This is a genomic window from Nitrosomonas marina (assembly GCF_900111605.1).
GTDB classification, from domain to species: domain Bacteria; phylum Pseudomonadota; class Gammaproteobacteria; order Burkholderiales; family Nitrosomonadaceae; genus Nitrosomonas; species Nitrosomonas marina_A.
Genome location: NZ_FOIA01000024.1, coordinates 20,401 through 35,087 on the forward strand (window position 1 = coordinate 20,401; position 14,687 = coordinate 35,087).

Annotated in this window: 11 protein-coding genes; 5 read left to right on the plus strand and 6 right to left on the minus strand. The window is 46.2% G+C overall.

Annotated features, from left to right (window positions below; all coding sequences use genetic code 11):
* The first annotated feature begins 44 nt into the window (after positions 1-44).
* Complete coding sequence (locus tag BMY62_RS11125; RefSeq protein WP_090659757.1) at positions 45-1,076, plus strand: retropepsin-like aspartic protease family protein; 1,032 nt, start codon at positions 45-47, stop codon at positions 1,074-1,076.
* A gap of 54 nt (positions 1,077-1,130) precedes the next feature.
* Here BMY62_RS11125 and pyrF read toward each other — a convergent pair whose 3' ends face one another.
* The 4 genes from pyrF to BMY62_RS11145 form a co-directional block, all read right to left on the minus strand.
* A complete protein-coding gene (gene pyrF, locus BMY62_RS11130) occupies positions 1,131-1,847 on the minus strand; it encodes an orotidine-5'-phosphate decarboxylase (RefSeq protein WP_090659821.1) in 717 nt (238 codons plus the stop codon).
* Positions 1,848-1,958: 111 nt separating this feature from the next.
* On the minus strand, positions 1,959-4,859 hold the full coding sequence (gene rapA, locus BMY62_RS11135) for an RNA polymerase-associated protein RapA (protein ID WP_090659760.1): 2,901 nt from the start codon (positions 4,857-4,859) through the stop codon (positions 1,959-1,961).
* Positions 4,860-4,963: 104 nt separating this feature from the next.
* Positions 4,964-5,524: a response regulator transcription factor gene (locus BMY62_RS11140; protein WP_090659763.1), complete on the minus strand. Its 561-nt coding sequence runs from the start codon at positions 5,522-5,524 to the stop codon at positions 4,964-4,966.
* Positions 5,521-6,789 carry an ATP-binding protein gene (locus BMY62_RS11145; protein ID WP_090659766.1) on the minus strand — a complete coding sequence of 423 codons (1,269 nt, stop codon included), beginning with the start codon at positions 6,787-6,789 and terminating at the stop codon, positions 5,521-5,523. The genes BMY62_RS11140 and BMY62_RS11145 overlap by 4 nt, the downstream gene beginning before the upstream one ends.
* Before the next feature lie 363 nt (positions 6,790-7,152).
* On the opposite strand from BMY62_RS11145, the gene BMY62_RS11150 reads away from it, so the two are divergent.
* From BMY62_RS11150 to ispH, 3 genes are all read left to right on the plus strand, one after another.
* On the plus strand, positions 7,153-8,880 hold the full coding sequence (locus tag BMY62_RS11150; protein WP_090659768.1) for a chloride channel protein: 1,728 nt from the start codon (positions 7,153-7,155) through the stop codon (positions 8,878-8,880).
* Positions 8,881-8,973: 93 nt separating this feature from the next.
* On the plus strand, positions 8,974-10,098 hold the full coding sequence (locus BMY62_RS11155; protein ID WP_090659771.1) for a 3-deoxy-7-phosphoheptulonate synthase: 1,125 nt from the start codon (positions 8,974-8,976) through the stop codon (positions 10,096-10,098).
* Positions 10,099-10,151: 53 nt separating this feature from the next.
* Positions 10,152-11,096, plus strand: a complete 945-nt coding sequence (gene ispH, locus BMY62_RS11160) for a 4-hydroxy-3-methylbut-2-enyl diphosphate reductase (protein ID WP_090659824.1) — start codon at positions 10,152-10,154, stop codon at positions 11,094-11,096.
* Between the two features lie 82 nt (positions 11,097-11,178).
* On the opposite strand, the gene BMY62_RS11165 is transcribed toward ispH, so the two are convergent.
* Positions 11,179-11,412: a hypothetical protein gene (locus BMY62_RS11165; protein WP_090659774.1), complete on the minus strand. Its 234-nt coding sequence runs from the start codon at positions 11,410-11,412 to the stop codon at positions 11,179-11,181.
* Positions 11,413-11,448: 36 nt separating this feature from the next.
* Here BMY62_RS11165 and BMY62_RS11170 point away from each other — a divergent pair, with 36 nt between their 5' ends.
* Positions 11,449-13,098 carry an MFS transporter gene (locus BMY62_RS11170; protein WP_090659777.1) on the plus strand — a complete coding sequence of 550 codons (1,650 nt, stop codon included), beginning with the start codon at positions 11,449-11,451 and terminating at the stop codon, positions 13,096-13,098.
* A 239-nt stretch (positions 13,099-13,337) separates the two neighbouring features.
* Here BMY62_RS11170 and hslU read toward each other — a convergent pair whose 3' ends face one another.
* Positions 13,338-14,672 carry an ATP-dependent protease ATPase subunit HslU gene (hslU, locus tag BMY62_RS11175; RefSeq protein ID WP_090659780.1) on the minus strand — a complete coding sequence of 445 codons (1,335 nt, stop codon included), beginning with the start codon at positions 14,670-14,672 and terminating at the stop codon, positions 13,338-13,340.
* Between the last annotated feature and the right edge of the window lie 15 nt (positions 14,673-14,687).

A 14,687-nucleotide genomic window follows, 5' to 3' on the forward strand; every position in this document is an offset into this window, starting at 1 on the left:
TTTAACTGGGAATTTAATTCATTAAACAGAGAGCAGACTGGCAAATGTTTATTCAAAAGCGCGACAACGCACGGGCGTACCGATTTGATGGCAGGCAAAATAAAGCAAATTCTGCATTACAGGTTCCGTATTATTCATTTGGATCAATCGTTAGGGCAATTATAATTGGATTTGCCATCGGTCTAATCTGCCTGGTGGCCTGGGAAAAGGAATGGTTTCCTCAGCAAAATTATCCTGCTGTGGCGCAACTTGAAAATAATGCCGTGCTGTTTCCGTCCCACTGCCAATCCTTACCCGCCCATGGGACCGTTTATGCCATTGAGCCGGCTTTCATGAAGCGGACTGATGTGCTCTATTCCGGATTGCAAATTCATAATCAACATGGATATCCAATGGTGGTTGTATTATCTGACAAGACGGGGATGAAGCAATTTATCGCCGTTTCGATTGCATCCTCAGAGGCTGTTCAGCTTAGTGTTCCAATCGGGCAATATGCCATGCAGGTTTATTTTGGGTCGCGCTGGTGTAATTTCGATAGCGGATTTGCTGATGGTGCGATTGCTCTAGTGGAAGGTGGCATCGCTATTCAAGCTGGTCAGACAACGTTACTTGAGTTCTATGGTGCGAGCCTTGACCCGATACAGCTTGCGCTTGCATATCGCACGGCGCGTCCGGTAGACCCTCAGCAAATAAAACTGCCGTCAGAGGTGATCGGTGATGGTGCGTTAGAATTGCTGCAAACGCCAGCAGGCCATTATTTCAGTTCGGGCGCCATCAATGGTTCACCTGTCGTGTTCATGATTGATACAGGGGCTACAACCGTTTCTATTTCCGCCGAGATTGCAGCAAGGGCTGGTATCAAAGAATGCCAGCCTCGCATTGTGTCAACCGCAAACGGTTTGGTAAATGCGTGTTCTGCAACGGTGTCTGATTTGACATTTGGAAAATACCGGCTGGTTCACGTTGACGTCACCATTTTACCTGATTTGTCAGGCGAGGCATTGCTGGGTATGAATGTGTTGCGCCATTTCAGAATTGAACAGGTAAGTGAGAAGATGACAATTTCTGTCCGTTGATCGGGTAGTTTGAAGATTATGTTTTTCAATTTACTGGTAGGATATGAACCCGCTTTATAAAGCGGGTGGTGAAACAGGTCTTTCATTTTCTACGATTTGGTTCAATTGTCGTAGCATGCATAGCGGATCATGCGCCTGGGTAACCGGTCTGCCGATGACAAGGTAATCAGCACCGTTTTTTATTGCAGCAGATGGTGTTGCAATGCGTATCTGATCATCATGATTGTTATTTTCTAGACGTATACCGGGCGTAACCAGGGTAAAGTCTGGGTTTACGTGATGTCTTAGACTGCTGGTTTCCTGTGCTGAGCAGACCACGCCGTCGAGTCCGCAGCTTTCAGTTAATGCGGCGAGACGGCGTACGATCTGTTCAGGCTCTTCATGTAGCCCAATATCATCCAGGTCATCTCGTCCTATGCTGGTTAGCAACGTCACTGCGATCAGTTTGGCCGTACCAGACGGAATCGCTTCGCGTGCGGCAAGCAGCATTTTTTTTCCGCCAAAAGCGTGTACATTCAGCATCCATACACCCATACTGACAGCTGCTTTGCAGGCTCCTGCAACGGTATTGGGAATATCATGAAATTTCAGATCAAGAAAAACATCGAACCCGCCTCGTACCAGCTGTTCAACCAGAACTGGTCCTGCTGCGGTAAATAATTCTTTGCCAACTTTTAAACGGCATAGCTGTGGATCAAGCTGTGAGGTCAGGTTTAATGCTTGTTTGGCATTATTGAAATCCAGTGCAACAATAATACGTGATTCGTTCATGATTAAATTCAGACAAAAAAAGGTAAAATATATGCGGTTGCTGTGAAATAAATGCAGTAAAAGCGGTGTGCGCACAAAAATCCTTTAAATCACTCAAATTGCAACAATCACTCAAATTGCAACAATCACTCGTATTGCATCCAGTCTGGTTTGTGCAGAATCCAGCGCCCGGGTTATAGTTTTCAATTGCCGCTCGAAAAATCGAATTTCTGCTTCACGAATGCTGTGATTGATTTTCTGTAATGCTTTCAGTCGCTCTATTTCCAAAGTAAGCGTTTTTTGTAATCGGTTCCTGCTTTGCCGAGTAATGAACGGAATTTGTATTTGAGCCAGTTTTTCGCTGTCGGCAACCATATCCTTAATAGCGTCTTTCTTTAATTCAATGACCTGGCTGGCCACATGTGGTGATATTGTAGTCAGATTCCGATTGATGCTGTCATGATCAAGCGTTGGATGCTCAGAGCAACCATGCTCATCAATGATCGTACGAACCATGATAGACGGAAGGTTGTGGTTGTCAGCAACAGAAACTTCCGCCGTAATATCGAGTACGAACAGACACTCGACATACAGCGTTCCAGGTTGGGCGTCGCGATGTGAAAAGCTCGATACGGTAGCATTGCCGGTTTCGGTATTCAGTATGCGCTCCATGGCATGAATGACTATGGGATGTTCCCAGGTCAGAAATTGCATGTCCTCGTTAGCAAGCGCTGTATTTCTATTGTAAGTAATAATCAGGCCATCGTCTGGTAATCCTGGAAAAGTCGCTGTCATATGCTCGCTGGGCTCTATGCGATGGCTATCAGCGCGATGCGATTCGATATGTATGCCGAGGCAATCGAAAGCAGATTCCATATACTGTTGTATGCTGTTGTCCTCATCTTGAGAAATAGCAGTGGTGTAAAGCTGTTCGGCAATATGCGGACGAAATGAGTTATATTCCAGCAGTCTGTCGCGTCCGCGCTCAAGAGCCTCGCCAAGCACTTGATTTGCCTGCCGGGTACGCTTGATTAAATCAGCAAAGGTGATTGACTCGAGTGCTCGTTGATGCATGGCCGATATCAGCTCTTGTTTAAACTGCTGATAGACAGTTTGTCCTGCTGGGCAGTTTTTCTGCAGCGCATCCAGTCCTTCATGGTACCAGTTGAGCAAAATCATCTGAGCGCTGTTTTGTAAACAGGGTACATGAATATTAATAGTATCTGTCTGGCCTATGCGATCGAGTCGGCCGATTCTTTGCTCCAGTAAATCAGGATTAAACGGCAGATCAAATAAAACCAGATGATGTGCAAATTGAAAATTGCGTCCTTCACTGCCGATTTCAGAACAAATCAAAATTTGAGCACCTGTATCTTTGTCGGCGAAAAACGCCGCTGCACGATCCCGCTCCAAAAGCGTCATCTGCTCATGAAATACCGGGGTGTGAATGCCTGTCAGCATTTTGAGCGCAAATGCTATATCGCACGCTGTTTGTGCGCTGGCCGTTATTACCAGAATTTTTTCAGGTCTGAGTTGCCGAACAGTTTTGTTCAGCCAGTCAATTCGCGGGTCAATTTCTATCCATTCCGGAGCATTGTTATCGGCGCTGGCCTGATAAAGCAGTTCCGGATAAAGCAACAGTTGCGGTTCCGACAATAAGTTCGTTTCGAAACTGGTCAAACAATCGTCATAGTAATCGGGTAGCGGCAATGGAACAATCGATAGTTTTCTTTCTGGAAAACCATTAATTTTCGCGCGCGTATTTCGAAACAGTACGCGTCCCGTACCATGACGGTCTAACAGAATCGACGCGAGTGCATGTCGTGTCTGTGAATCTGTTTCGGCCCCTGACTCTGGGTTCTCGAGGGTGGCAATCAGTGACCGGGTTTGTGTAGTATTTTCGGTCGATAGTATTGTGTGCTTGTGATCATCATTTAATGTTTGACCGTCGATCAGCCGCTCGACGACATTAGCGACCGGTTCGAACTGCTGCTCTTCAGCGACGAAACGGTGGAAATCTGAATAGCGGTCTGGATCTAGCAGGCGCAGACGGGCAAAGTGGCTTGTTTTTCCCAGCTGTTCGGGTGTGGCTGTCAATAACAATAGGCCAGGTGTGCATGTCGCCAACTGGTCAATTACCTGGTATGCCGGGCTGGACTCAGCTTCTGTCCATAGCAGATGATGCGCTTCATCAACAGTTACCAGGTCCCAGTCACCTTCCAACGCTGCCTGAATGTGTTTCCGGTTGTGACAGAGAAAATCCAGTCCGCACAAAACCAGTTGTTCGCTGTGAAAAGGATTTGAGTAGGTATGGTCTGCTTCAAGTGTTGCAAATCGTTCTTTGTCGAACAAACTGAAGCGAAGATTGAAACGGCGCAGCATTTCTAGCAGCCACTGATGAACCAGCGCTTCCGGAACCACGATCAGAATCCGCTTGGCGCGGCCGGTTAAATGTTGCTGGTGCATAATCATGCCAGCCTCAATTGTTTTACCCAAACCAACTTCATCGGCCAGTAAAACACGCGGTGCAAACCGCCGTCCGATTTCATATGCGATATATAACTGATGTCGAATGAGGCTGGTGCGTCCGCCCAGTAAGCCAAATAAGGGTGAATTTGAGAGTTGATTGCCTTGCAGCCAGGTTTGATAACGTAATCGAAACCATTTATCCGGGTCAAGATGCAGGTTGAACAGTCTGTCGGTGGGCCTGCTGAATTGCAGATGGTCAGCCAGCTGGTTCTCCGGTAGTGTAAATACAGTGCCGGCTTTGTCTTTGCCTGAATAGATCAGAAGATCGTTTTCTTCCTGTACGGTTAAAATTTGCATGGCAACACCTTCCATGTTTGTAACAGTATCGCCAATACCAAAAATTACGCGTGTCAGTGGAGCTGATTGGCGGGCATAGGTGCGAGTTTCGCCTGATGCCATGAAAGCGATACTGACAACACGATCTTCAACAGTTTGTACAACGCCAAGACCCAGTTGCAAGTCGGCATTACAAATCCACCGCTGACCTGGTTTAAAGTTTTTCATCTGCCTGATCTTCTATACTTAGGGTCTAAAGTAGGTAACAGAAACAGGATAAAAGTTCCGCTTCTCTGTGCTCCGTTGTAAACAATGGATGTGTAGATTTGAAGTTATTCGCGGTGTGGTTTTTTCGCAAGCTTACGCTGCAGTGTACGGCGATGCATATTCAATGCCCGCGCCGTGACCGAGATATTATAATCATTCTCGGCCAGAACGCGATGAATATATTCCCATTCAAGCCTGCCCACCGATAATGGATTTGCACTGATGGGTGTATCGGTTTCGCCAATGGTACGCTCAAATGCGGACATGATTTCATCTGCATCGACAGGCTTGGCCAGATAATGCGTGGCGCCAAGTTTAATTGCCTCAACAGCTGTTGCGATACTGGCATAGCCGGTCAACATGACTATTCTGGTGCCGGGATCCAGGGTTTTTAATTTTTCTACGAGCACTAGTCCCGAATCGCTGGATAATTTGAGATCAACAATTGCATATTCCGGAGCAATGTTTTCAGCCAGATTCAGTGCGGCTTCAATAGTGTGCGTGGTGTGGACATTGAAATTACGTTTGGCCATTGCTTTTGCCAGAACATCGGAAAATATTTCATCGTCATCGACAATGAGCAGATCGGGCTGTTCGTTGGCATCTATTGATTCTGATAAGTTCATGATTTGGATTCAATTAATGGTAAAGTGACTTGTGTGCATGCACCCCGGTTCTCAAGATTGAATAAATGCACGCTTCCGCCTAATCGCTCTATATTTGCATTGGCCAGAAACAGACCAATACCAAATCCCTGTTCCGGTGTTTTGGTGGTAAAGAAAGCTTCTCCCGCACGTTGTGTGGCTTCATCTGATAATCCATCGCCATCGTCAATAATTTCCAGATGCAGGTTTTTCTCGTCCCAGTGGCTCTTGATCTCGATTTGTTTCGACGATGCGTCGGCGGCATTGTTGAGTAAATTCAGAATCGACTGACTAACAAGCTGATTGTCCATGATCTTTGGTGCTGGCAATGGACCTTTACTTTGATGACTGAATTTTACAGCCGGCCGTATGAGCTCCCATTTTTCCAGCAGGGAGTTTAAAAATTCATTAACGGGTAACTGGCTTCCACCTTCGATGCGTGCCTGCCCTGCTTTGGCAAGAAGTTGTGTCAAAGTCTCCTTGCAGTGCGTGATCTGGTCTCGCAGAATGCGAATATTATTTTGAAATTCACTATCGTGGACATATTCCTTTTGCAATTCTCCGGTGATGACGGCCATGGTTGAGAGCGGAGTGCCAAGTTCGTGCGCAGCACCAGCTGCCAGTGTGCCCAGCGCTATAATCTGTTCATTGCGTAGCACTTGTTCACGAGCAAGGGCAAGATCGTGATCACGATCACGAATAGAAATGCTCATTTTAACAACGAACCAGGCAATAATGACAGTGCTGAGTACGAACGCCAGCCACATGCCGGAAACATGCAGATTGAATTCGATCAGATGTTTGCTGTGGTCATGTGGAAGTGGAATATAATTAAACAGCAGGATAGTATAGCAACCAATGGTTATAGTGGCCATAACCCAGGTATAGCGCCATGGAAGTGTGGCGGCTGCAATGGTAAGAGGCAGAAGATACAGGGAAATAAATGGATTGGTTGAACCGCCACTGAAATATAATAGCGCGCTTAACGCGAATACATCGATCAGCAATTGAGCGAAAAATTCGAGATGTGATACGGGCCATTTTCGATATAGCCGTATCCATGTCAATAAATTGAGTGTTGCCAGCAAAATGACAACAATAATCATCTCAGTCCACGGAATATCAAGATCAATGATGATATACACCAGGCTGAATGTCAGGCATTGTGCGAGAATCGCAATATTTCTGAGCATGAACAGTCGCTGCAGGTTTTTGCTGAGCGGAGATTTGCTTAGATCGTTAAACATAGTACGTTAGTTATAATAGTTGTGGCGTAACCGGACGGATATTGCAGTGTGGAAAAAACTCAGGGAGTGCACAAAATGTAGAATGACGGTGAGTAAGGTTTTTTGTATCGTTGCATAATTCAGTCCGGTAAAGCCGTGGTTGCCCCTATTTATTAAAGCTTGTTTCAAGATGCATGTTATCTTTTCAGCTTATTATCTTTTCAATGTGACGCATATCCTCAAGTTTTTCCGTTTGATCAGTCGGCGTTGACGTAGAAAATATTACATTAGTTTAAATTGATACGCATGACCATGCGACATTTTGTCGCGGCCCGGTCTGACATTGACTGCTAATCATGTTTCTTAGCGACAGTTTGATATTCCATGGATGATTCCGTAAACAATTGGCGTGAAACCATACGCATGGCCATATTGGCCATAATTGTGGGTGTAGTGACAAGTTACGCCTCGCTGGGCTTTTTATGGGCGATTGACCGTTTGCATCTGCTGTTTCTGGGGGAGGCGGGTGTCGAACTCTATGAGCACCTGGATGAAGTTTCCAACTGGCATTTATTTTTTCTGCCGGTTATTGGCGTGATTGTCGTTCGATTCATCATTCGATATGGAATGCCCGGACACGAAAATCAAGGACCGGCTGATGTCATTCAAGCAACACGGCTGGGAACGGGGGAAATGTCGATTAAAGCAGGTGTGAACAGCGCGATAGCCACCATTGTGTCAATCGGTACCGGTGCATCAGTCGGGCGTTACGGTCCTGCGGTCCATCTTGGGGCTTCTATAGGTTCGTGGTTGGGGCAAGTGTTTAAACTCACGGCAGAGCGCAAAAAGAATCTGCTTGCATGCGGTGTGGCGGGTGCTATTTCAGCTTCATTTTCTGCACCCCTGGCTGGAGTTGTGTTTGCGCATGAAGTGGTGCTGGGCCGGTTTGGAAGCAGATCTGTTATGCCTATTGTGATTTCGTCTGTGGTGGCCACGGCGGTCGTCAAGCTGCATGCGTATGATAGTCTTATTTTTATACTGTCAGATCTGCCGGAATTCGCGAACTGGGAATATCTGCTGTTTGCGCTGGTAGGTGTTAGTGGTGGTGCGCTGGCCATCGTTTATATGGCTATGATGGCCCGCTTTAGTCTTGTCGTGCAAAGGTTACCCTGTCCTGTGATGATCAAATCCCTGTTAGGGAGCATGTTGCTGGGTGGCATTATAGTTGTTTTTCCACAGACATTTGGTTTGGGTGAGCAGGTGATTCGCGATGTTTTACAGTCCGAACTGTCAATAGATGTTCTGATAATGCTGTTAGTGGCAAAATTGTTGGCGACATCTGTAAGCTTTGCCGCGGGTTTTTCGGGAGGCATATTTGGACCCGCACTGTTTCTCGGTGCTGTGATGGGCACCATGTTCGGTGTCGGCGTGCAGGAATTGACCGGTATGGATGTATCCCCGGCTATTTACGGCGCTGTAGGTATGGGTGCGGTCGTCAGTCGTGTGATCGGTGCGCCGATTGCGACAATACTGATTGTTTTTGAAATGACGGGCAGCTACCTGTTGATGACAGCTGTGATGGTCTCGGTGGTTGTCGGAAGTACTGTAACCAGAGATCTGTTTAACCGATCCTATTTTTTCCATCAATTGCGTTTGCGGGGTATGGAGCCGGAAACTTCCCAGATACAACAGATTCTGATAGAGCAACCAGTGAGCGCATTAATGTTAGAACAACCAGTTGTATTGACTGCCGATATGACATTGAAAACAGCGTACCGCAGGGTGGCGCCATTTGTATCATCGGCAGAAGTGGTCTATGTTGTTGATCAAGAAGGCGTGTTACAGGGGCAGGTCAATCCGCGGATGCTGGTTGCCAGAGACGAACAAACAGTCCTGAGTCAATGGGCTGAATACATGCCTGTAACACCCTCAGAAGTTTTAACAGGTGATTTAAGTGTTTATCAGGCGTATGTATTATTGAAAAATTGTCGGCATGCAACTGTTCCAGTGATTGACAGTCAGACACGGCAGTTTTTGGGTATTGTACGTGTGGGTGATTTAATACATGCCTGTTTGCAGGCATTTGAAAGATATCGCATGGCGGAGCGCTAGCGGGGCCATGGCGACAGGTCGTATTTTCAGTTAAAATTCAATACCCATTGATTTGTGTCTGGTTTGTCAGCACAAACTTTTTAAAGCTATTATATGATTCTAATACTAGTTCCCAATACTCGGCCTGAGAGCCCGGAATATAGACAGTTGTTAGCATATCTTGCCAATCTGCCCGGTATCACAACGCGTATTCATACCGAAATCGGAGCAGAGCAAACACTGACCGAACTGTACTTGATCGGAAACACCAAGGCATTATCTACAGAAGAAATCAGTATTCTTCCCTGCGTAGAACGCGTGGTGCGTATCTCAGAAGAATATCGCGTGCTGGGACGGCATCAGAATGACGGTCGCTCCTCCAGTTTTGAATATAACGGTGTGCTTTTCAGCCAGGATTCGTTACATGTTTTTGCGGGTTTGTGCGCTGTTGATACAATCGAGCATGTAGAAATCATGATGAAGGCATTGCGTGCTGAGGGGCAGGTATGTACCCGGATGGGTGCTTACAAACCCAGAACCAGTCCCTATTCATTTCAGGGACATGGTAAGAATTGTCTTCCTTACGTGTTTGATCTGGCAGGAAAATATGGCATAAAAGTCATCGCAATGGAAATTACCCATGAAGGTCATCTGGAGGAAATACGAACTGCGCTTCATCAGACAGGTAACGCAACAGGTGTCATGTTGCAGATCGGAACCCGTAATACCCAGAATTTTGAACTGCTGAAAATAGTTGGTCGGCAGCAGACATTTCCGGTATTGATTAAACGAGGATTTGGCATAACGCTGGATGAATCGTTAAACGCAGCAGAATATTTGGCTTCTGAAGGTAATCGCAAGGTGATATTTGGTTTACGGGGAATGAAAACGAATATGGGTGACCCGCATCGCAATTTTGTCGATTTTGCACACGTGCCGGTGGTTAAGCGGTTGACAAGAATGCCGGTTTGTATCGATCCATCACATTCGGTTGGTACCCGGGCCGATTCTCCCGACGGCATACTCGATATAATGCACGCAACGGCTCAGGGTGTTATTGCGGGCGCCAATATGATTCTGGTGGATTTTCATCCGGTACCCAGTAAGGCACTGGTTGATGGGCCACAGGCATTATTGATGAAAGAGTTGCCGCAGTATCTTGAGGATATTCAAATAGCGCGTGAAGCCTATTTGAAACGTGTTGAACTGGTTAAGCGTTACCGTCAGGAACAGGATTAAAATAGTTAATTGAATGATATTTTTGTACGCATGTTTTCATGGAGAAAAATGAAATGATCAGAGTATTACTCTCAAACCCCAGAGGCTTTTGTGCAGGGGTTGATCGTGCAATCGGGATTGTAGAGCGTGCATTGTCGATGCATGGTGCACCGATTTATGTACGTCATGAAGTCGTGCATAATCGTTTTGTTGTAGAAGATCTGGAAAAAAAGGGTGCTGTTTTTGTCGAGACACTGGATGAGGTGCCAAAAGACAGTATTTTGATTTTCAGTGCCCATGGTGTTTCCCATGCAGTCCGCAGAGAAGCTGCTGCACGGGAGCTTCAGGTTTTTGATGCGACTTGCCCATTGGTAACCAAAGTACATGTGGAAGTGGCCAAGATGCGCAAGGAAGGTAAGGAAATCATCATGATCGGGCACCAGGGACACCCTGAAGTCGAAGGGACGATGGGACAGGCCGAAGGAAATGATAAGGGTATGTACCTTGTCGAAACTGAAGATGACGTTGAGAAACTCCAGGTTAAAGATGAATCAAATCTGGCCTATGTAACCCAGACGACACTATCGGTTGATGACGCAGCCCGGGTAGTTGAAGCCTTGAAAAAGCGTTTTCCACAGATTACCGGTCCTAAGAAAGATGATATTTGCTACGCTACGCAGAATCGGCAGGATGCGGTAAAAAAGATGGTAAAGCAATGTGATCTGGTTATCGTAGTCGGTTCACCTAATAGCTCGAATTCGAATCGTTTATGTGAAGTTGCACGTAATGCCAATGTAGAAGCCTATATGGTTGATAATGCCCAGCAGTTGAAAGATAACTGGTTTGCCAACAAACACCAGATCGGCATCACCGCGGGCGCGTCCGCACCTGAAATACTGGTCCAGCAGGTCATCGCCAGGATTAAGCAAATTGGTGCGGAACAGACCGGTGAGGAAGTCTCCGTGGAAGAATTAAGCGGTGTCGTGGAGTCAGTGGTGTTCCCATTGCCGAAAGCATAGATTTTCGACAGAAAATATTACTTAATCGACGGACACAGGTTTCTGCAAGCTTCGTTATTAGAGTATCTTCTGAGAAGCTACGTTATTCAAAAATCGAAAGTCCGTCTTTCCCGTCATGTGTAATGCGAACAGTTTTATTCGCATTCTCGGCTGTCGAAACAATCCGAATACATAAACTCATTGGCGCTCTACTGTTTTGATTTGCATCGTGAATATGTTTTAACAGGGGGAAGGGTGCTTGCTTCATGCTGTTGTGTAGCCAGTTTCTGATGCTGAAATTTATTTTTGTGAAAATTTGTACTTTGACTTTGAGCATGTCAGCATGCTCAATTCCTATTAATAATAACAATCCATGAAAATTTCTTCTGCTACGGGTTTTTTTTCAGTTGCAAGTCACTGGTTCAGCGCAAACATAGTCTCGCTAGGTCGCGAAATGCGGCTTTCCTACATGCCACCGCTAATGGTCTATGTAGCCGCCGGTATCTCGGGTCTGACCGGTATAGTTGGGACATTTTATGTCAAGGAAAAGCTTGGATTGTCAGCTGAATTCCTGGCTATGCTTGGTTTCTGGATGATGTTGCCGTGGGCGTTAAAAATGCCGCTTGGCCATCTTGTTGATCTGATGTGGCGCTGGAAAAGCCTGCTCGTATATCTTGGAGCTGGTCTGATTATGATAAGCCTGCTGATCATGATCGGATTACTCGGTCATACAGAAGTCATGACGTCAATGGCATCTGTAGAAACCTGGTACGTTGTTTCAGCATTGCTGGCGCCAATTGGATATGTGTTGCAGGATGTTGTCGCCGATGCGATGACTGTTGAGGCTGTGCCACGTGTCGACGAAAACGGAATGGCACTGGATGCACAGACACGCAAATTGATGCACGTTACGATGCAAACATTGGGTCGGGTGGCTATAGTTGGTGGTGGAATTCTTGTATCAGTAGCGAATGTTTTCTTGTTGCGGGATGCCGCTGCGTTACCGGAAGCTGAAAAAGAAGCAGTGTATTTACTGGTATACGAACTTGCGCTCATTATTCCCTTGGTATCGGTTTTGGGCGTGGTTCTGGCATCTTGGCTACGCCGGCGCGATATTCAGCGATTTATGTCCCAGGGATATAGCAAACTCGAAGCGACCAACCTGCTGACAATACATGCGGACCCGCCGCCGGTTAACTGGTGGATCTTGGGTGGCGGTTTGATTTTCACGATCACCTCACTGACAGTAGGCCTGAGTCGTATGCCAGGTGCAGAAGAAGTAATTTTTCTGATATCCATGTCGATTGTGCTGTTTCTGATGTGGCGATTGACGAATGAACTTGAGCCTGAAGCACGAAATGTTCTGGTAGGCACTGCGTTTCTGGTGTTCATTTTTCGCGCTATTCCGGGACCAGGTGCCGGTTCGACCTGGTGGATGATAGATGAGTTGGGATTTGACCAGCAGTTTCTCGCGGTGTTATCACTGGTTGGCGCAACATTGACGTTATTCGGCATGTTTATTTTTCGCCGTTTTATGGCAGAGCGTTCTATCGCCTATATTATCGGGTTTTTGACAATTGCCGGTACTTTCTTATCACTACCCATAATCGGTATGTATTTTGGATTGCATGAATGGACTGCAGCATTGACCGGTGGTGTTGTAGATGCACGTTTTATTGCATTGATTGACACGGCACTGGAATCCCCGCTGGGTCAGATAGCCATGATTCCGATGCTGGCATGGATTGCCAACTCTGCTCCGGACAAACTCAAGGCTACATTCTTTGCAGTGATGGCCTCATTTACAAATCTGGCGTTGTCAGCTTCTCAACTGGGTACCAAATATCTGAATCAGATTTACGAAGTAACGCGTGAAGTGAAGGACGCCGTTACAGGTGAGGTCACAGTTCCTGCGGACTACAGCGAATTGGGCCATTTACTGATAACGGTAACCATTGTTGGTCTGGTTTTACCGGTCTTGTCCATTGTTCTGGTGAAGCATTCACGTTTTCGGAATGCGTAGTGTGCTTCTGTAAAGCACGGCAGCAGCAAGTATTTTCAATGGTATTCGATTGAAATAATAATAGTGATTGCGACTTGGTAATTTAGTACGTGCAAGCTAATATCCGAGTAAGAATGCGATAAATGGACGGTAAATTACCGGTTTATTATGTAAATAAAAATAGCGAGCACTAATATAATGCTAGTGATTATATTTGAAAAGCATCTCTATTCCGGAGATGCTTTTTTACCTTTCTACGACTAGAGCACATAACGCGCAAGATCTTCGCTCTGAGATAATTCACCCAGTCGCTCCTCTACATACGCAGCATCAATTTCGATCGTTTTTCCACTGTGTTTGGGCGCGTTAAATGAAATATCTTCCAGCATTCTTTCCATGACGGTATGCAGGCGCCGGGCGCCGATATTCTCGGTTTTGTTGTTAACGGAATAAGCGATTTCGGCGAGTCGTTTGATTGCGTCTGATGAAAATTTTAGTTCGATACTCTCTGTTTTCAGTAGTGCTTCGTATTGGCGAGTCAAGCATGCATCGGTATTGGTCAATATCTGTTCGAAGTCACTGACGCTCAAACTGGTCAGTTCTACACGTATCGGAAACCGACCCTGCAGCTCGGGGATTAAATCGGACGGTTTTGTCAGATGAAAAGCACCACTTGCAACAAAAAGAATATGGTCTGTTCTGATCATGCCGTACTTGGTAGAGATTGTAGTGCCCTCAACCAGTGGCAGCAAATCGCGCTGCACACCCTGGCGGGACACGTCGCCCCCCGATACATTGCCGGAGCGGCTGGTTATTTTGTCAATTTCATCCAGAAAAACAATACCGTTCTGTTCAACATTCTGGATCGCATTGAGCTTCAGTTCTTCATCATTGACCATTTTAGCGGCTTCTTCTTCAAGAAGCAGTTTTTTTGCTTCTCGAATCGTAAGCTTTCGGGTCCTTTTTCTATCACCGGTCATATTCTGGAACATCCCTTGTATCTGGGAAGTCAGATCTTCCATACCGGGTGGCGCGAAAATTTCCATACTGGCGCGCGGTGTCGCGATTTCAATGTCGATTTCTTTATGGTCAAGATTACCTTCACGTAGCTTCTTACGAAATTTCTGCCGTGTCGAATTGTCTTCTTCGGTTGAGCTGAGGTGAGAATCAAGATTCCGTGCGGGCGGTAATAAGGCGTCAAGAATCCGTTCTTCTGCTCGGTCCTCTGCAAGTGGTTGTTTCTTTTTGGTTTCCTTTTCGCGCAGTTGTTTGATTGCCGTCTCAACCAGATCCCTGATGATGGAATCCACGTCGCGACCAACATAACCGACTTCGGTAAATTTGGTTGCTTCGATTTTAATGAAGGGTGCGTCTGCCAACTTGGCAAGACGCCTGGCAATCTCGGTTTTTCCAACGCCTGTTGGGCCAATCATAAGAATATTTTTAGGTGTGATTTCCTGACGCAGTGGATCGGCAATCTGCTGCCTTCGCCACCGGTTTCTGAGCGCAATGGCCACCGCGCGTTTGGCTGAATTCTGTCCGATAATATGCTTGTCCAGTTCGTGGACAATTTCCTGTGGCGTCATTTGAGACATGATTCTAAAAAGTAA

Coding starts and splice junctions, on each gene's coding strand:
- BMY62_RS11170 (WP_090659777.1), top strand. CDS start 11,449: ATGAAAATTTCTTCTGCTACGGGTTTTTTTTCAGTTGCAAGTCACTGG.
- BMY62_RS11125 (WP_090659757.1), top strand. CDS start 45: ATGTTTATTCAAAAGCGCGACAACGCACGGGCGTACCGATTTGATGGC.
- BMY62_RS11140 (WP_090659763.1), bottom strand. CDS start 5,524: ATGAACTTATCAGAATCAATAGATGCCAACGAACAGCCCGATCTGCTC.
- BMY62_RS11165 (WP_090659774.1), bottom strand. CDS start 11,412: ATGCTCAAAGTCAAAGTACAAATTTTCACAAAAATAAATTTCAGCATC.
- rapA (WP_090659760.1), bottom strand. CDS start 4,859: ATGAAAAACTTTAAACCAGGTCAGCGGTGGATTTGTAATGCCGACTTG.
- BMY62_RS11145 (WP_090659766.1), bottom strand. CDS start 6,789: ATGTTTAACGATCTAAGCAAATCTCCGCTCAGCAAAAACCTGCAGCGA.
- BMY62_RS11155 (WP_090659771.1), top strand. CDS start 8,974: ATGATTCTAATACTAGTTCCCAATACTCGGCCTGAGAGCCCGGAATAT.
- hslU (WP_090659780.1), bottom strand. CDS start 14,672: ATGTCTCAAATGACGCCACAGGAAATTGTCCACGAACTGGACAAGCAT.
- ispH (WP_090659824.1), top strand. CDS start 10,152: ATGATCAGAGTATTACTCTCAAACCCCAGAGGCTTTTGTGCAGGGGTT.
- BMY62_RS11150 (WP_090659768.1), top strand. CDS start 7,153: ATGGATGATTCCGTAAACAATTGGCGTGAAACCATACGCATGGCCATA.
- pyrF (WP_090659821.1), bottom strand. CDS start 1,847: ATGAACGAATCACGTATTATTGTTGCACTGGATTTCAATAATGCCAAA.